Annotated in this window: 13 protein-coding genes and 1 pseudogene; 9 read left to right on the top strand and 5 right to left on the bottom strand. The window is 49.7% G+C overall.

All coding sequences use genetic code 11. The features are described 5' to 3' along the window. Window positions 1–80 precede the first annotated feature (80 nt). Window positions 81–842, bottom strand: coding sequence for a hypothetical protein (locus Undi14_RS17725; protein WP_200181985.1), 762 nt, complete (start codon window positions 840–842; stop codon window positions 81–83). 222 nt (window positions 843–1,064) lie between these two features. Here Undi14_RS17725 and htpG point away from each other — a divergent pair, with 222 nt between their 5' ends. The 6 genes from htpG to Undi14_RS17695 all read left to right on the top strand — a co-directional run bounded on the left by htpG (window position 1,065) and on the right by Undi14_RS17695 (window position 11,395). Further along, window positions 1,065–2,972: a molecular chaperone HtpG gene (gene htpG / locus Undi14_RS17720; RefSeq protein WP_200181984.1), complete on the top strand. Its 1,908-nt coding sequence runs from the start codon at window positions 1,065–1,067 to the stop codon at window positions 2,970–2,972. A gap of 302 nt (window positions 2,973–3,274) precedes the next feature. After that, window positions 3,275–5,506 (top strand): TonB-dependent hemoglobin/transferrin/lactoferrin family receptor, encoded by a 2,232-nt coding sequence (locus Undi14_RS17715; RefSeq protein ID WP_200181983.1) that lies wholly within the window; start codon window positions 3,275–3,277, stop codon window positions 5,504–5,506. Between the two features lie 30 nt (window positions 5,507–5,536). Next, window positions 5,537–9,613, top strand: coding sequence for a cobaltochelatase subunit CobN (gene cobN / locus Undi14_RS17710; RefSeq protein ID WP_200181982.1), 4,077 nt, complete (start codon window positions 5,537–5,539; stop codon window positions 9,611–9,613). Then, window positions 9,613–10,584, top strand: coding sequence for a ChaN family lipoprotein (locus tag Undi14_RS17705; protein WP_200181981.1), 972 nt, complete (start codon window positions 9,613–9,615; stop codon window positions 10,582–10,584). Before cobN ends, Undi14_RS17705 begins: the two co-directional genes overlap by 1 nt. Then, window positions 10,584–11,075, top strand: a complete 492-nt coding sequence (locus Undi14_RS17700; protein ID WP_223827085.1) for a MotA/TolQ/ExbB proton channel family protein — start codon at window positions 10,584–10,586, stop codon at window positions 11,073–11,075. The genes Undi14_RS17705 and Undi14_RS17700 overlap by 1 nt, the downstream gene beginning before the upstream one ends. Window positions 11,076–11,077: 2 nt before the next feature. Continuing rightward, window positions 11,078–11,395: a DUF2149 domain-containing protein gene (locus tag Undi14_RS17695; protein WP_200182040.1), complete on the top strand. Its 318-nt coding sequence runs from the start codon at window positions 11,078–11,080 to the stop codon at window positions 11,393–11,395. Between the two features lie 151 nt (window positions 11,396–11,546). Here the strand turns inward: Undi14_RS17695 and Undi14_RS17690 are convergent, their stop codons facing one another. The 3 genes from Undi14_RS17690 to Undi14_RS17680 form a co-directional block, all read right to left on the bottom strand. Further along, entirely contained in the window at window positions 11,547–12,053 is a 507-nt protein-coding gene (locus Undi14_RS17690; protein ID WP_200181979.1) for a DUF3016 domain-containing protein, read from the bottom strand. 265 nt (window positions 12,054–12,318) lie between these two features. Beyond that, window positions 12,319–12,828 (bottom strand): DUF3016 domain-containing protein, encoded by a 510-nt coding sequence (locus tag Undi14_RS17685; RefSeq protein ID WP_200181978.1) that lies wholly within the window; start codon window positions 12,826–12,828, stop codon window positions 12,319–12,321. Between the two features lie 192 nt (window positions 12,829–13,020). Further along, the gene (locus Undi14_RS17680; protein WP_186885934.1) at window positions 13,021–13,470 is read right to left on the bottom strand and encodes a glycine zipper 2TM domain-containing protein; all 450 of its coding nucleotides are present in this window, start codon (window positions 13,468–13,470) and stop codon (window positions 13,021–13,023) included. Window positions 13,471–13,718: 248 nt separating this feature from the next. Between Undi14_RS17680 and Undi14_RS17675 the strand changes: the two genes are divergently transcribed. Continuing rightward, entirely contained in the window at window positions 13,719–14,225 is a 507-nt protein-coding gene (locus Undi14_RS17675; RefSeq protein WP_200182037.1) for a DNA-deoxyinosine glycosylase, read from the top strand. A 36-nt stretch (window positions 14,226–14,261) separates the two neighbouring features. Here the strand turns inward: Undi14_RS17675 and Undi14_RS17670 are convergent, their stop codons facing one another. Next, window positions 14,262–16,895 carry a hypothetical protein gene (locus Undi14_RS17670; protein ID WP_200181975.1) on the bottom strand — a complete coding sequence of 878 codons (2,634 nt, stop codon included), beginning with the start codon at window positions 16,893–16,895 and terminating at the stop codon, window positions 14,262–14,264. 198 nt (window positions 16,896–17,093) lie between these two features. Here Undi14_RS17670 and Undi14_RS17665 point away from each other — a divergent pair. Then, window positions 17,094–17,444: pseudogene (locus Undi14_RS17665) on the top strand (DNA-deoxyinosine glycosylase); the annotation flags it as partial. A gap of 101 nt (window positions 17,445–17,545) precedes the next feature. After that, window positions 17,546–18,364: a methyltransferase domain-containing protein gene (locus tag Undi14_RS17660; RefSeq protein WP_200181970.1), complete on the top strand. Its 819-nt coding sequence runs from the start codon at window positions 17,546–17,548 to the stop codon at window positions 18,362–18,364. The last annotated feature ends 35 nt before the right edge of the window (window positions 18,365–18,399 follow it).

Here is an 18,399-nt window from a genome sequence, read left to right as displayed (position 1 = left end):
AATGCTCTGTAGCGACTGCACAGGCGTGCAGTGAAGGAAAATAGCCGGGAACGGCAAGAGTGCAGATGCCGCATTTGCTGTCATTTATTGCGTGGAATACCGGCTTTCGGATCGTTCAGAAAATCGCTCATGATGCGGGCGATCGTACCGTCGTTGCGCATCGTCGCCAATGCCGCAGTCAGCATTCTGGAATTGCGGCTCAGGGCGAAATCGGGGCGGACGCGCAGTACATGTGTTCCGTGCGTAATCACCAGCCGCGAGACGACTAAATGTTTGCTACCAATTTTTTCCGCTGCCGCCAAAATCGCGGGCAAACTGCCGACCACGCCTGAAATACGCCCGACGTCCAGCATGCGCAAACCATTTTCCAGCGTACTGATATCGACTTTCTTGACCCGCTCGTCCTGACCAAACGTGCCGTAGGTCATACGGCGTAACATGCCTATTCCCTTGTCCTGTGATTGCGTAATCACGTCATCAAAACTCGTCATCACGACGCCAATTTTTGCGACCACCACCACAGGATACTGCGTCACCTCCGCCAGGATCAGGCCATCGTCGTCGGTGAAATTTTCACGGTGAGAAATGCTGTACGCCTCCGTATCGGCAGGAAACAGCACCACATGCCGCGGAGTAGGAACAACCATGACATCGAGCTGTATGCCGGTGCGCTTTTGCAGCTCATTCGCAATGCGGATATTGATGCCGTCATAACGGTTAGTGCCTTCCACCACGAATGCAAACGGCGCAACCTCGGTCAGATACAGACGGACAGCGTTCGCAGACGATGCCATCAATAAAAATAAGGCAAAAATCGTAACCCGGAAAAGCAATTGGCGCATTTTTTATTCCTTACAGGAAGAACTCAAAAACGAGCGACATGCCTCTGAGTGTAGCGAAGATTTATAAAAATGCAATTTTTTGATTGTTTGCACTGCACACAGAGGCAGATCTTGAAATCGCCGGAATCAGCCTCATTTCGAGGAGAGCGAATTATCCGCCCACGTCTGCACGGGAATCAGCGTGACCAGATCATCACAATATTGAAATCTTTGAGGAAAAATATGTCAGAAAAACAAACTCTTGGCTTTCAGGCCGAAGTCAAACAGTTATTGCAATTGATGATTCACTCCTTGTATTCCAACAAGGAAATTTTCTTGCGTGAACTGATTTCGAATGCGTCTGATGCATCCGACAAATTACGTTTTGAAGCGATCAACAACGCCGCCTTATTTGAAAATGATCCGGAACTGAGTATCAAAGTCAGTTTCGACAAAGCGGCCCGCACAATCACGATTTCCGATAACGGTATCGGCATGAGCAAAGAAGATGCGATTGCGCATCTGGGCACCATTGCCAAATCCGGCACCAAAGAATTTTTCGGCAAACTCTCTGGCGATCAGCAAAAAGACGCTGCCATGATCGGCCAGTTCGGCGTTGGCTTTTATTCCGGCTTCATCATCGCCGACCGCATCACGGTGGAATCTCGCCGTGCAGGCTTGCCAGCCAGCGAAGGCGTACGCTGGGAATCTGCCGGTGAAGGTGATTTCAGTGTCGAAGACATCGCCAAGGCCAATCGCGGTACCGACATCATTCTGCATTTACGCGAAGGCGAAGATGAATTCCTGTCGGCATGGAAACTGAAATCCGTCATCCGCACTTACTCCGACCATATCTCACTGCCGATCAAAATGCAGAAAGAAGAATGGGATGAAGAGAAAAAAGAACAGGTATTGAAAGACGAACTGGAAACAGTGAATCAGGCCAGCGCATTGTGGGCGCGCAGCAAGTCTGATATCACACCAGAACAGTACGACGAATTCTACAAACATATTTCGCATGATTTCGGCGCTCCACTGGCACACACACATAACCGCGTCGAAGGTCGCAGCGACTACACACAATTGCTGTACATCCCGGCGCGCGCGCCGTTCGATCTGTGGGATCGCAACAAACGCGGCGGCATCAAGTTGTATGTGAAACGCGTGTTCATCATGGACGATGCTGAGCAACTGATGCCGGTCTATCTGCGCTTCGTCAAAGGCGTGATCGACTCCAACGACTTGCCACTGAATGTGTCGCGTGAAATTCTGCAGGAAAGCCGCGATATCAAGGCGATCCGCGATGGTTCGACCAAGCGCGTACTCGGCATGCTGGAAGACCTCGCCAATGCTGACGGTGATGACGCACAAGAGAAGAAAGATAAGTACGCCACATTCTGGAAAGAATTCGGTCAGGTGCTGAAAGAAGGTATAGGCGAAGATGCGACCAACAAAGACCGCATCGCTAAATTGCTGCGCTTTGCTTCCACCCACAACGACAGCGACGCACAAAACGTGTCTCTGGCCGATTACCTGTCCCGCGCCAAAGAAGGCCAGGACAAGATTTACTATGTGACCGCTGAAAGCTATGCGACTGCAAAAAATAGTCCGCATCTGGAAATCTTCCGCAAAAAAGGTGTGGAAGTTTTATTGCTGACGGATCGCGTCGATGAATGGATGCTGTCGTTCCTGACTGAATTTGAAGGCAAGGAACTGGCCTCCGTTGCGAAAGGCGGATTGGATCTCGGCACGCTCGAAGATGAAGCCGAGAAAAAGCAACACGAAGAAACCGAAACCGAGTTCAAGGATCTGGTTGAAAAAATGAAAGCGGCACTGACGGATAAAGCCAAAGATGTCCGCGTCACTTTCCGCCTCACCGACTCGCCAGCTTGTCTGGTTGCCGATGAGCATGATCTCTCCGGTAACCTCGCCCGTATGCTGAAAGCGGCTGGTCAGGCTGCGCCGGAATCGAAACCGATTCTGGAAGTCAACCCGGATCACCCGCTGGTGCAAAAGCTGAAGTACGAAGAAGCGAAATTCGCTGACTGGTCACACATCTTGTTCGACCAGGCCTTGCTGGCCGAAGGCGGTAACCTGGCCGACCCTAGCAGCTTTGTGAAACGTCTGAATGAAATGCTGCTGAGTAAGTAAGAAAAACACAGCGACATCAGACAGTCGCTGAAAAACAAAAATCCCGCTCATTCAAATGAGCGGGATTTTTTTTGCAGATATCAACGACAAGTACAGCAAAAACAATCTGCTGGTAGCTGTTTGTGCAATAGGGAAGTAACACTTAGTTCTGGCAGCAAATACATCAGATTCATAAATAGTCCTTTACTATTCAAATGCGAATCATTATCATCTGCATTTGCAAATATTCCGGCGTATCCCACACTTTTCATCTCAGGCAGCCGGTCAGCAACTTTTTTATCATCACTGCCAGGAGATACACCGTGCATAAAAAACCACGCCTTCGCCCGCTCTGCGCCGCGATTGCTGCCCTTCCTTTCCCATTATTTTTCTCGCCTGTATTACATGCGCAAACAGCAGAAACTCAGTTAAAAGAAATCGTTGTTTCGGCCGCGCGTATTGAGCAAAGTGCAGATGATGTCGCCGCCACCATCAGCAGCGTTACGCAAAAACAGGTGGAGCGCGAAATGCCTGTCAATCTGCAGGATATGATGCGCTATGAAAACGGAGTCTCCGTCCGGGTATTACCAAATCGTGCATCCGGTGTCTTCAGTGCCACAGGCAGAGCCGGGAATGAAGGTGTCAATATCCGTGGTCTGGAGGGCGATCAGGTGCGCCTGCAAGTGGATGGTGTTCGCTTGCCATCCACCTACTCATCGGGACCCTACGCTGCCGGACGTGGCGACTACATTGACGTTGAGGCATATAAGCGTGTTGAAATCCTGCGCGGCCCGTCTTCGACTCAGTTTGGTAGTGATGGCCTCGCTGGTGCAGTCAGTTTTCTGACGAAGGACCCGGCAGATTTACTGACACTAGGAAAGCCTACGCAGTTTGCATTCAAGAGCGGGTACAACTCAGTCGATCGCAGTTGGTCGCTGGTTCCCAGCTTTGCCATTCGTGGCGACACTGTCGAAGCAATGATATTGGCAAGCTTGCGACGCGGTCATGAAACAAAAACAGGCGGTTCAAACGATAGTGCGAACATCAACCGCACAACTGCGAACCCAGCAGAAACCAGTTCTGATTATGTGCTGGCAAAAATGGTGATCAAAAAAGATCGCAATAATCGTTTTAAATTAACAGCAGAAAACCTGGACAGAGAAAACTCCACCACTCCATTGAGTTTTTTCGGCGACTCCTTTGCGGCGGCGGGATTGAATGATGTGAAAACCCGAGAAAATATCACTCGCCAGTTGCTAAAACTCGATTACGACTACACCAATACCGATAACAGCTTGTTCCAGAGCGCCAGCGCGAGCATTTATGGTCAGCATTCCAAGAATCATCAATGGGGTTATGAAGCGAGAAGCAGTACGAGCGGGTGGAACAGCAGGACTCGTGATACCGAGTACGGAGAGAAAGTCGCTGGCGGTAATCTGCAACTGGAAAGCAACTTCGGCAACGCTGTCGCACATCGTCTGATTTACGGGGTTGATGCGTCGCTGACGAAAGTCGAGTCGCTGAAAGAAGGCAATAACATGCGCGACGGTGTTTCGCTCACCGGTACGGCAGGGTTCAAGGTCAATAAGAGCTTTCCGGATACAGACTATCGTTTGCTGGGTGCATTTATTCAGGACGAAATCAGCATAGACAATCTGGCGATCATACCGGGTCTGCGTTATGACAGTTTTAAATTGACGCCAAAGCCTGATGCTTTGTATGCGGTCAACAATTCAATTGCCCCCACCACACTTTCAGGTAATGAGCTATCACCGAAACTGGGGGTTATATGGAAATTTTCACCGGTACTGAACGCCTTTGCGCAGTATGCGCATGGGTTTCGTGCACCAACGCCTAGCCAGGTCAATGGCGGCGTCACCAACCTCACAGCAAATCCACCATACACCGCCATCGGTAACGCCGACCTGAAACCAGAAATCAGCGACTCGCTGGAATTTGGTCTGCGTGGGCGTACGCAAGAGTTCAGTTACAGCGCCAGCATATTTCATGGCAAATACAAAAACTTCATCGCAAGTAATGTGCAAGTCGGAGGTGCCGGTACATTAGCGAGCCCGACGGTATTTCAGTCTGTAAATTTATCTGATGTAAAAATTAACGGCTTCGAAGCCCGCGGCGAATGGAACTTCTCGCCAAACTGGATGCTGAGTGCAAGCTACGCACATGCACGCGGCGATCAGAATTCCAACGGTAAAAGCACGCCACTGGAAACCATTGACCCCGATAAACTTGTGCTGTCCTTGCGTTACAACGAAGAGCATTACGGTGCACAGGCAAATCTGAGTGCTGCCGAGCGCAAGAAACGGAATCCTTATGGCGCATCGTCGTTTTCACCCGGCAGTTATCAGGTTCTGGATTTAATGGTCTGGTACAACATCGATAAAAACTCGAGTATCAACGCGGGTGTTTTTAATCTCTTGAACCAGAAATATTTCCTGTGGGCGGATGTTCGCGCTGTCAGCGCGAACAGCGCTTCGCTGGATGCATATAGTCAGGCTGGACGTAATTTCAGCGTCAGCTACCGATACCAGTTCTGATTTTCACTAATGCATTCTGACAAGTTCGCCATGACATCTGCCACACCCAGCTTTTTTCAACGTTTTTTTAAACCCAATTTATATCAACGCAAAACATCGTGGGTACAGCGGTTGTATGGCTTACTTGTTATATTGATTTCTTTAGCCTGCCTGCTCTGCACAACAGCGCAGGCAACCAATATACTGATCATCACCAGCAGCCCGGTTCCGCCGGGAAAATTCCGCATGCTCGCAGAATTAGCCAGTGCGCATGGTGTCAAGATCGATACCCGCTACAGTGAGAAACTTCCTGCCAGCACGGATGCGAGTATATTCAACGGCTACGACATCGTTATGTTTGACGCCCCGCGTGATCACATCCGCGAAGCTATTCAGGCACAACTGCACAATGCCTTATCCGGCTTAAAAATACCGTCGCTCTGGCTGCACACCACCGAGCCCGTCTGGAAAAATTTACCTGAGCCGCTTGCTAAACGTCTTAACACTTATTACGTCAACGGCAGCACACCCAATTACCAGCACTTTTTTGAAACACTCTCTGCATACCTTGCAGGACGTTCATGGAAACAGATCGCAGAACCAATTCTGTTTCCAAAGTCAGCCATCTACCATCCTCGTGCGCCCGGACTAGTATTTGCCAATGCTGCGGCCTACCTGAAGTGGAAGCAAGTCGATCCCACGCAGCATCGTCCTGTAATCGCGATTGCTATGCATCAGCAATATGTCGTTGCAGAACAAACCGCCTTCGTCAACGATATGATCTACCGCATTGAAGCGGCAGGCGCGATACCGATTGCGTTTTACAGTCCGGTGATGGATGCCGATGCCATCGGCAGCATGATCGCTCCCGGCGGTAAGCCTATTGCAGATGTGCTGATCAATACGCAAATCATGCTCAATCCGGAAGGGCGAAAACAAGAATTCGAAACCCTGGGAATTCCCGTCATACAAGCAATGCCTTATCGAAAAGGCGATATCGCCGACTGGAAAAAAGATCCGCATGGTATCGCCCTGATGGATGTTCCCTTCTACATGGCGCAGGCGGAGTATGCGGGCGTCAGCGATATACAGATCGCTGCCGCTACCGATAAAAAAAATGATCAGATTGTTCCTATCGCAGAACAAACGTCCGCTGTCGTGGCTAAGGCGATTAATCTCGCCAAGCTGAAAAACATGCAGCACGCCGATAAAAAAGTGGCGATCTTCTTTTGGAATTACCCGCCTGGCGAAAAAAATCTGTCGGCTTCTTATCTGAATTTGCCTAAGAGTCTCGATGCAACGCTATCCGCACTCAAACTCGCTGGCTATAAAACAGATACTCCTGGCGACAAAGAACTGACACGGCAACTACAACGTTTGCTGGCACCGTTCTATCGCCCGCCTGCGGATAATCGTGAACTGAACGCCTTGATTGATGACGGTCTGGCCGACCTGATGCCGCTAGAAAATTATCGGGAGTGGATCAGTAGCCTGCCAGCAGAAGTCAGTGCCGGGATCTTGAAAGACTGGGGAGCCCCCGAAAAATCGACTATGGTCGTGGAACGTCAGGGTCGGAAATATTTCGCCATTCCGCGTCTGCAAATCGGTAATGTCATCCTGATGCCACAAGCACCACGCAGCGAACGTGGCAGTGATAAAGAGAAACTGCTGTATCACTCTAACGTCGTCGCACCACCGCCATTTTATCTGGCGAGTTATCTTTGGATGCGTCAGCAATTTGGCGCGCATGCCTTAATTCACTACGGAACTCACGGCACACAAGAATGGTTGCCAGGGAAAGAACGCGGTCTCTCTGTATATGACTATCCTCAGTTGGCGATCGGAGATGTACCGGTGATTTATCCCTACATCGTTGATAACATCGGGGAAGCGCTGCAAACAAAGCGCCGCGGACGAGCCGTAACCATCTCACATCAGACGCCACCATTTGCGCCTGCTGGCCTGCACGAAACGCTGACACATATTCATGATTTACTGCATGCATGGCTCGCACAAGATGAAGGCATGGTCAAACAGAAACAACAGGCTGAACTGATTTCGCTGGTTAAAAAAGAACGTCTCGACAAAGATATGAATTGGGATGCGCAGCAGATCAGCAAAAATTTTGCCGGTTTCATCAATGTATTACATGACCATTTGCACGAACTGGCTCGCACAGCACAACCGATGGGCTTGCATACATTTGGCAAAGGCGCTGCAGAGGAATGGCGGCTAGGCACAGTCATGCTGATGCTGGGAAAATCTTTTTGGGAAGCAGCCGCCGCTCCGGGCGACGATATCGACGAGGCTCTGGTCAACGACTACCTGAAACTCAGCAGTTCATCGGCCTATCAGTTACTGAAGCAGCATATTATCGACGGCAAACCGGATGACAAGCTCACACCGACATTGCGAGAGGCGATAGAAAAAGGTCGGCAGTGGTACAACGATCTTGCGGCAACCAGTGAGACCGCCGGATTACTCGCAGCACTGGATGGCCGCTACATTCCGACATCGTATGGCGGAGACCCGATCAAAAATCCCGAATCCTTACCAACCGGACGTAATCTGTATCCATTTGATCCATCTCGCATCCCAACTAAAGCAGCATGGGAAGCCGGTAAGGAAACGATGGAGAACTTAATTGCGACCCATATCCGGCAATCGGGACACGCCCCGAAAAAACTGACTTTTTCATTATGGTCGGTAGAAACAATGCGCCATCAGGGCATGCTCGAAGCACAGGCATTGTGGGGACTTGGAGTTGAGCCGGTATGGGATCAGGGCGGTCGCGTTGTTGACGTAAAACTGGTGTCACGTACGGAATTGAAACGCCCGAGGGTCGATGTTGTGTTGTCAGCGACAGGTCTGTATCGCGATCATTTTCCTAACACGATGAAAATTCTCGCCAAGGCTGCGAAACTCGCTGCGGAAGCCAATGAGGCAGATAATCCGGTGGCAATCAACGCCCGCAATATCAACGAGCAATTAGTCAGACAAGGATGGGCAACGGCCGCGGCAGACAAGGCCAGCAAAACCCGAATTTTTGCTTCTGAATCCGGCAAGTACGGTACAGGTCTTGACGACGCAGCGCTGGCAACCGATACCTGGGACAGCAAAGCGGAAGGCGACAAAAAACTGGCGCAACTTTACTTAAACCGTATGCAATATGCGTATGGCCCCGATGAAGCTGATTGGGGAAAAAGCGCAACAGAATTGAGTAATGGAAAGCCCGGCAATCTCTACGCCACTCACTTAAAAGGTACAGAAGGCGCGATTCTCTCCAGAACATCTAATCTGTACGGCATGCTCACGACAGATGATCCGTTTCAATATCTTGGCGGTATTGCGCTTGCTGTGCGTCATCTGGATGGACGCGCACCTGAACTGTACATTTCCAACCTGCGCGAATCCGGTAGCGGCAAAATCGAAGGTGCCGCGCAGTTTCTCGCGAAAGAACTGGCAACGCGTAACTTCCATCCCGGATATATCAAAGGGCTGATGTCTGAGGGGTATGCGGGCACCTTGCAGGTACTCGACAGTATGAATAACTTTGCGGGATGGACTTCTGTTGCGCGGGAAATCGTGCGGGATGATCAATGGCAGGAATTTGTCGATGTCTATGTACGTGACAAGCATCAGCTTGGCTTAAAAGACTGGTTCGAACGTGAGAACCCCCATGCACTCGCGCAGACCATAGCACGCATGCTGGAAGCGGCGCGAGGCGGTTACTGGCAGGCAGATGCCGCCACAGTCAGTGAGTTAAAGCAACGCTATCGCGAGCTGGCTCAGACCTACGACGTTAAAACTGACAATGCGAAACTGGCAGCCTATGCAGGATTCAGCGGCCTTGGACTTGATGCTCCGGCATCAGCAAAAACTAATCCTCAGGAAACAGCAGCAGCGAATGCAGCCAAAACGCCGCGTGCTACCCAAACCATCACAAAACCCAAGCCAGATACAGAGACGAAACCTGCAACAACACAAACAATCAGCGGAATGAAACTGGAATCCGTTTCGCAGAAGGTCGTTGAAACGCTGGGACAGTTAATGATTGCGGCCATCGCTCTTCTCATTTTATTTCCTTTGATCGGCGCCTGGCGCCAATGGAGAAAGTCAACATCGTGATGAAAAAATACACAAACCGATATCATTGGACCTCATTCGTCGCGGCTACGCTGCTGAGTAAGATGAGCCTGGCCGCGATGGCTCAAACAACACATCCGCTGGAGGGACGTATCTGGGATACACGTTCAAATAGCTTTGTCAGCGAAGACGCCGCTTACAATGCAGCAGCATCCAGCCGTTATGTACTCCTGGGTGAAAAACACGACAGCACTTTTCATCATCAGTTGCAACTGCAAGCCCTGCAAGCACTTCAGCAACGCCATCAGGGGAAAGTACCTCTGACGCTGGCGATGGAACAATTCGATTCCGAATATCAGTCAGCGCTGAGCGCAGCCGTTAAAGCAGGCGTAAAAGATGCAGAACAGCTGGCTGACGCTGGCATGCTCAATCGTAAAGGATGGCGATGGCCTATGTACAAAAGCCTGATCACCTTCGCAGCAACACATGACTGGTCATTTATCGCCGCAAATTTATCACGCAAAGATGCACGCGCCATTGCTATGGGCACGATGACGTCAGACTTACCGAAGGCAGATACATCCCAGATCGCTGCATTAGAAAATGAAATCGTGCAAGGGCATTGCGGTCAACGCCCGGCACCAGCGCAACTTGCCGCGATAGTCACCGCTCAACGGGCACGCGACGCGCGTATGGCGGACGCTATTGAGGCAAGCGCAGGCCCTGTCGTGCTGATCGCAGGCTCCGGACATGTGCGGCGTAACCTCGCCGTTCCCCGCTACCTGAAAAGCAATGCCAGTACCCTTGCCGTCGCCTATGTCGAAATCAATGAAGGTCAATATTCGCCGCAGGATTACGACACAACAGGCTTTGATCTGGTCTGGTTTACTCCGCGCACAAAACGCGAAGATCCCTGCGCCATGCCTATAGGCGGCGTTGTCTCCGGAGCGGCGGTAACAAGCACATCAGAGACATCCTCATCCACACCATCTCCAAAAAAGGAAAAACAATAATGCCAACCTCCACTCTTGAACTACTGATGTATCAGATCGGGCAGTTGTTCTTATTCCCTGTACTCGTACTGGTCGCTGCGATGTTTGCATATTCATTTTATGCATTAGGCTCGTTCATTCTGCAAGCACTGCAACGTCGTCGTCGCTCGCAACATCTGGCGGGGTTTCCTTTGCTGCAGCATGTTCGCAAGAATGCGGAGACCACATCAGACGAACTTGATTTGCTTGCACACAAATTACTGGAACCTGCACGCATCGCCAGTCGCATCGCGCCTATGCTGGGGCTCATTGGCACGATGATTCCTATGGGACCAGCACTAAAATCATTAACTGACGGCAATCTGGCGAAAGTATCGGGCAATCTCACGGTGGCTTTTTCCGTCGTGATCATCGCACTGATCGCCGCCAGCATCACCTACTGGATTGCTAATGTTCAACGTCGTTGGCTGGCAGAAGAAATCGTGGAAATTCAAAAAGAGAAAACAGCATGAGCCTGAAGCTATTACATGAACCTGAGAGCGATGATCCTATTCTCTCCGTGGTCAATATTATCGATATATTTCTGGTCATTATTGCTGCACTACTTATTACAGTCGCGCAGAATCCGCTGTTAAACGCATTCAGCAAACAGGATGTCACTATCATCACGGATCCAGGAAAGCCAAACATGGAAATGATGATTAAAAAAGGCAAAACAATAGAACACTATAAATCCAGCGGCGCTATCGGCCAGGGCGAAGGAGCAAAAGCAGGCACCGCCTACCGCATGAAAGACGGCTCTATCGTTTATATTCCGGAAGACAAACAATAAAGAAATCAGACATCCCGAAGCAAAACTAAAATCACATTATTTCAATAACAAATGGTCTATAGCACTTTGGCATTGAAAAAGTAATTCATGTATAAAAAAAGGGAAGTGTTTTCAGTGGAACACTTCCCTTTTTGCAGAAAAAAATCAATGATCACTTCGTCGGAAATTTCTTATCCCGCTGCTGTTTTCTGAACCAGTCCTGCAGCATTTTTTCTTCATATTCAAAGCTGGTGTGGCCGGATGGAATATGCATTCCCATCATAAAATTCATGTCTTTGATGTCTTCCTGCCCTTCAGCTATTGTCGCGCCCTTACCATCGGTCATGCGATAACTGAGCGACATGCGCGGCCAATAAATTTCTTTGATGATACGAATATCATTCGCAGTACCACGCATCATCGGGTGGACATCACCAGCGAGATCGACATCGGTGACCGTAATAGCCCACTTCACGTCGTCCGGTAATTTTTTCGCCAGATCGACAAAAACCTCGCCCAGCTCTTTCGCCACGCGCTCCTGAAATGCCTCGCGGGTTTCGCTGGAAGGGCGTATATCCGTATATTTTTCCGGTGTTTGCCAGGTGATACTGACTTCGCCCGCATACACAGGGGATGTCAATGCGCTCGCGATAAGCAGAGTCAGACTAATCTTTTTCATCTCTTTTCTCCTGAATCAAATCAAGCCGTACCCCAGTAGAGCTGAACCTTACTGCGATCACCTGCCAGATGCATCGACCAACTTAAATGTTGCTAAACCATCAGAATAGCAGTCAGCGGAAACTATGCAGTAAAAAAATAAAAAAACCCGTTCAAATGCATGAGCGGGTTTTCCGTTGTCGACGAGAAAATCAACCATATTCTCAATTGCCGCGTGTCCGCCACGAACCTTTATCGGCAAGGACACATACAAGAAAATATGATGTTTACTTCGTTGGGAATTTATTATCCCGCTGCTGATTCTTAAACCAATCTTGCAGCATTTTTTCTTCATATTTCAGCACGGTATGTCCAGAGGCTATGTGCGGTCCCTTCATCAAAAAAGTCATATCTTTAATCTCATCTGAACCCTCGGCAATTTTTATGCCCTTGCCATCAACCATACTGTAACTTACCGACATCCGAGGTAAATAGACATCTTTGATGACACGAACATCTTTTCCAGTAACGCCCTTGGCATGAAGAACTTCGCCAGCCAGATCAACGTCAGTCACTGTCACGTTCCATTTAACATCGTCAGGCAATTTTTTTGCGAGATCCGCGAAAACGATGCCGAGCTCGCCAGTCACAACATCCTGAAATACGTTATCAGTACCAACGGCGGCTTTGATATCAGTATATTTCTCGGGTGCTAGCCAGGTGACGCTGACCTGTCCAGCATAAGCCGCAGAAGTGAGCATTGTCGCGGCAAACAAAACTAAACGAAGTTTCTTCATGGATTCTCCTTTGACATGTCAACAAACGAAATATCTGCTCACTCCATCTGGTTCTCCGTGCTTTCGCAAGATGGTCAGGATAGAAACAAAACAGTATCATAAAGACTACTATTTATTTCATTTAGTTACAATGATTCAATATGCAGATTTTTGTAACGTATTCCTTCTGACCAAGCTCGGTATTGCAATGAGTTAATGCGTCACACGCGTCGTGCGTCCATTCGACAGCAGGCGCACTCTTTCGCCGACGCGGAACAGTTCATCGGCGTCTTGCGTAATGGCTCTGAACTCGCCGCTGTCAAGCCTGACCGTAATTTCGAGGCCGCGCTTCTGGCTATTGCTCTGCTCGATTTTCTGGCCGATCAGACCACCTGCCACCGCGCCGACTATGCCAGCAGCGATCGAACCGTTACCGCCGCCGATACTGGAACCGGCAGCAATGCCGCCAAGCGCCGCGCCTGCTGCCGTGCCGACACCGGTCTGCCCTTTATCGATGGTCACTTCGCGTACCGATTCCACATAGCCCATGCGCACACTTTGCTCATTCTGCGTCTGGCTGGCGCGATAGACGCTGCCGGAGTTATTCGGTTGGGCACAAGCGCTCAGCAGCGCCACAGCAGTCAGTATCAAGACTTTTTTCATTGCGATCTCCTTATTCATCGAAACATCAATACAACTATGATCACACTCGGTAATGTTCAGACTGCACGACAGATGAAAAGTTTCTCAGGCTGCGTTTGCGTCTGTTGCACCGAGCGGCATACACAATAGTATAGCCATGCATCATAATGTTTGCCGGCCGGCGCACAAACAGAACGAAGATCACAAAAAATAAGCAGCAAAAGCACGAACTTCAGCGCTTGTTACTGCAAGAACGAACAAACCAACAAATGAGTCAAATAATTTTATCGGGATTTCCCCCAGTTATCGATGAGGCAACCCACACCCTGATACTGGGGAGTTTTCCGGGGCAAGCTTCGCTAGATGCGCAACAATATTATGCGTTTCGTCACAACAAATTTTGGGAACTGCTCGGTGCGGTGATCCATGTTGATTTACGTAGCCTACCCTATGAAGCTCGCCTGCGGACCCTGCTCGCACATGGCATTGGTTTATGGGATGTCATCGCAAACGCAAATCGCACAGGAAGCCTTGACAGCCAAATAAAAAACCACCTAGATAACGACATTGCAGGGATGATCGAATCCCTGCCACATTTGAAAACGATTGCCTTCAACGGCGGTACCGCAGCAAAACACGGCTTGAAACAACTCGGAACAATCGCCAGTCGCTACCAGATAATTCTACTGCCATCGTCAAGCCCAGCCTATACGCTTGCATTCGAGCAAAAGCTGCAATCCTGGAAAAAGTTGTGTCAGTTTGTCTGTTTACATTGAAGTGTTTTTCAATCTGAAGCACTGCCGTTGCAAGATTCACTTACTATTAATCAACGTACGCATTTTCCGGGCTGAAGCCTCATCATATGAACTCTGCGTCCTTAAAGCTGTGGTCAGCGCTGGCCCTTCCCAATTCAGTTCACCTCGCAACGAAGGCGTGAGATATTCACAGTGCTGCTCAAATCGGGCATGAAAATGGGTCAACGTCTCGCCGACATAAACCGCCTTATCCACTGCAAACCAGCCGATTGAGTTATTGCAACCTACGCCATTCGCAGACCAACTCAATCCACCGAATGCCCGATTCTGGAACGGAATACGCATTACATAGTCATAGAAACCCGTCTGGAACTTCTTCATTCCTATCATGGTCTGGAATGCACCGCTCCAAATTCTTAATCCGGTTTTGGAGGACTCCATCGATAACCCAAAATACGCATCGTTGTTGTACAGCGCAGTCAAGCTGGCAAAAAACTGGGTGTCCTTATTGGTCATTAGTACAGTCCTACCTTGACCAATGCGGTCCCCTTGGTCGGATTGCACATATAAATAATTACCACTTGTCGGCAAAGACCCTGCTGGTGCCCGCCATAAATCCGCAGGAATCGGTGCTGGCCCAGACGGTTGCCGCATGTCCTCCGCCATCCAGCGGATTTCGCCACGGGTTGGGCCAGGATCGTTGTCGCAGTGCTGCTCAAAACGCATGAGTAATTCGATCAATTGGTTCCCAGAATAAGTCACCTTATCGACAACCACCCCGGAAGTGGCTTCATTGCAGCCACGCGCATTACCGCCCCAATTGAACTTGCCACGTGAAGGATTGTAAACCGCAGAATTGTTGAGGCCCGCATAATAACCGGTCAAAATCTGAGTTGCATTACTCATTGCTGCAAAGCTACCGCTCCAAATCTTGTCGCCTTTCACTTCCACTGAGACAGAATTGCCGGTACCGCTGACTGTGATTAAGCTGTTTAACGGCGTGTAAAGGTGGGAAGACTGGCTGGAAGACTCGTCACCAAGATAGTCGCTACGGTCGCTTTCCAAATAAATATAGTTTCCCGACGAAGGTGTATTGCCTGCCTCAGGATGCCAAAACAGCGATGGTACAGACATCGATGGTCCGGTAAAGTTGTCAGACTGACCGGCTCGCCAATGCAACTGCCCATGCAGCAGGCCGCTAGCATTACCAGCCCGGTTATTGCCAAGTTCTTCAAAGCGTAAATCCAGCGCCACAATCTTTCCTGACGAGTAGTTGATACTGTCGATGACAACCCAACCCTGCGGTGAAAATTCCCCGTAGCCGTCAAGCGAAACAGTGAGCGCACCGCGGGTCAAATTACCATAGTCTCCGACAGTAAACTGACTTTGTCCTGGCTTAGGTGCCAGGCTCACGTTCCAGTAGTGAGCGCCATGCACGTTAATGGCCAGACGGTTATCCTGCGCGTCGACACTGAACGTGGCGGTCGAGTTGGTTTGCAGATCGATCAGACCTTTGGCCAGCGGCTCACCCACATCGCTTTGCATATACAGATAATTTCCGCCGACAGGCAACGCTGCCGCCGGTGCATACCAAGAACCGACTTCTGTATTGACTGCGACAGGCGGCAGTAGCGACGGTGATTTCCAGTGAATCACTCCACGCAGGGCGGCAGCTCGGCCCTCGCAATGCTGCTCGAAACGTAGATCGATGGCGGTCACTAGTAAGGTTGTCGTGTCGCTTGTTACGGAGTCAATCACCACCCAACCTGTAGATTTACTGCAACCTCGCCCCGCGCCAGTCAAACTCATGCCCCCTTTAACCGGATTGTGGAAACGCGAACCATGTATACCCGGATAGTAACCAGGTTGGAAAATCTTAAAACCGTACATCCCCCGTAGTTCAGCAGACCAAAGGTCGCTTCCATTAACGGTAATATTCAAGTTAACGTTATCCCCGACAACATCGATCTTGGAGCTTCGCTGATCATAACGCCATGTTTTTCCTAAGCCAACATAATCACCACCATCGCTTTCAAAATACGCATAGTTGCCGACACTGTTAGCTACATCAGCCGGTGGACGCCACAGCGAAGCTGGCGCAGGCGCAACGGGTGGCGGCGGTTTGGTGGTATCGTCAGCATAGTACGTAATTTCACCATGCATAGCTGCGGCTGCACCATCACACTGACGCTCAAAGCGAACCTTGACCTCTCTGAGTTGTGTGCCGATATATTTCACGTGATCGATACTGAACCAGCCATAGGAACTTGAACACCTCCGCCCTTCACCCCACCAAGTGAGTCCGCTCTCTCCCCAGTCCATGCCATCGACATATCGCTGAACGTTAGTCACCGTACCAACTTGTAGTTGGTTTTGCGTCGATCCGCCGGTCTGGAATACTCCTATCCAGGACTCATCACCTTCTACCAGAACTAATAAGCGATTATGGTCGCTGCTCACTGAAATCTTTGCATCACTTAAACTGTATGCGTAGTTTTGTCCCAAGCCAATCGCGTCACCTGCATCGCTTTTCAGGATAATTTTGGTGAGACGGCTTTCAACTGGAGGTATCACGGGCGGTGTGACCGGCGGTTGCGTAGGCGTGCCGGTTGTAGAACCGCCACCTCCACCACCGCATCCACCAAGCAAGACAAGAAAAACGACAATCAGTAAACGGGGTAAGTTGATCATGAAAATTTATTGCAAATAAAGAAATTCTATTTTGCACTAAAATTTTTTTAAAATCACTCCCTATTTGCAATGACGATATTCGCCAATTACCACTTGGACGTATATCTCGGTGGCTATGACTCAGCGTCTGACTATCATTGAATAGCAGCTATTGGCTGCGAGCTAGCGTCAAATTGACCATGAGTTAATCAGCTCTGGCGATTGTTATCGGTAGTGTTGCAACAAGATCTGGTCGTTTGTGAGTACCCGCAAAAACTGGAACTGCTGTTAGCGCATGGGATAGGACTGTGGGATATTTTCTGTCATTGCGTGCGTCAGGGCAGCCTGGACGCAGCGATACGCGAAGGGCAGTTAAATGATTTTGCCACATTGCGGCGCGACTATCCGCAGCTCAGACGGGTTTGTTTTAATGGCAAAACGGCAGCAAAAATACAAAGCTGGTTTCAGGCGCAAGGCTATCAGACGCTGGTGCTACCCTCTTCTTCGCCGGCCAATGCGATGCGCTCGTTTGCAGAAAAATCACACGAATGGCAACAGATTCTCAACTGAATCGATGCCGCCTGATTTTATTTATCGTTGCTGTCACATTGAGCGACAAACTTTTACATGAATTCTGTTTTAGATACAAAAGCAAAAGGTAAAATAGCGCTATGCTAATCAAACGTAAATCCATAGAAGCCGAAGCCAATCATCGCTCCGGCCCCAAGGCCGCGGCCGTTAAAAAATCTCCACGCAAACCTAAATTCGCGCCAGTGACTTTGTCAGAACTCGACGGTGTGCGTTTTTTACATTTCGGTACCGAATGGGTACAAGGCGCAATGCGCTTACGCAAACCGGATGCTATCGAACTCGAATACGCGCAGCAAATGATGATCTGGATGTTGTTCATACCTGAACCGCAACACATCGTTCAGCTTGGTCTGGGAACTGGTGCGCTGACTAAATTCAGTTATCGTCAGTTCGAGAGCGCACGTGTTACCGCCGTTGAGCTGAACCCTTCTGTCATCGCGATTTGCGAGAGCATGTTCAAATTGCCTGCCAATGACGACAGATTGAATGTCATCGAAATGGATGCGCTCGATTTTGTTAACGATGAAAACAATCTCGATACCGTCGACGCGCTGCAGGTGGATCTGTACGATGCGACCGCCAAAGGACCTGTACTGGATACGGCAGAGTTTTATCAGTCATGCGCAGCCTGCCTCAAAGACAACGGCATACTGACCGTCAATTTATTCGGCGACCACCCAAGTTATGCGCGCAATCTGAAAGCCCTGCGCTTTGCTTTTGCCGAAGTCTTATGTCTGCCGGAAGTGCATGATGGCAACGTCGTTGCAATCGCTTTCAAACACAAACAACAATTTGATTTTGCTGCATTATATGAACGCGCAACTGAGATCAAGGCGGCGACCAGGTTGCCGACGAAATCCTGGGTTAACGGTCTCAAAGCAGCGAGTGATCCGGAATAATTTCACATTACAGACGAGTCATTTCAGGCAAGATT

This window comes from Undibacterium sp. 14-3-2 (assembly GCF_016595265.1).
Classification (GTDB): Bacteria; Pseudomonadota; Gammaproteobacteria; order Burkholderiales; family Burkholderiaceae_D; genus Undibacterium; species Undibacterium aquatile.
The sequence above is the reverse complement of the archived record's forward strand: the minus strand, read 5'-3'. Positions and strand labels throughout refer to the sequence as shown.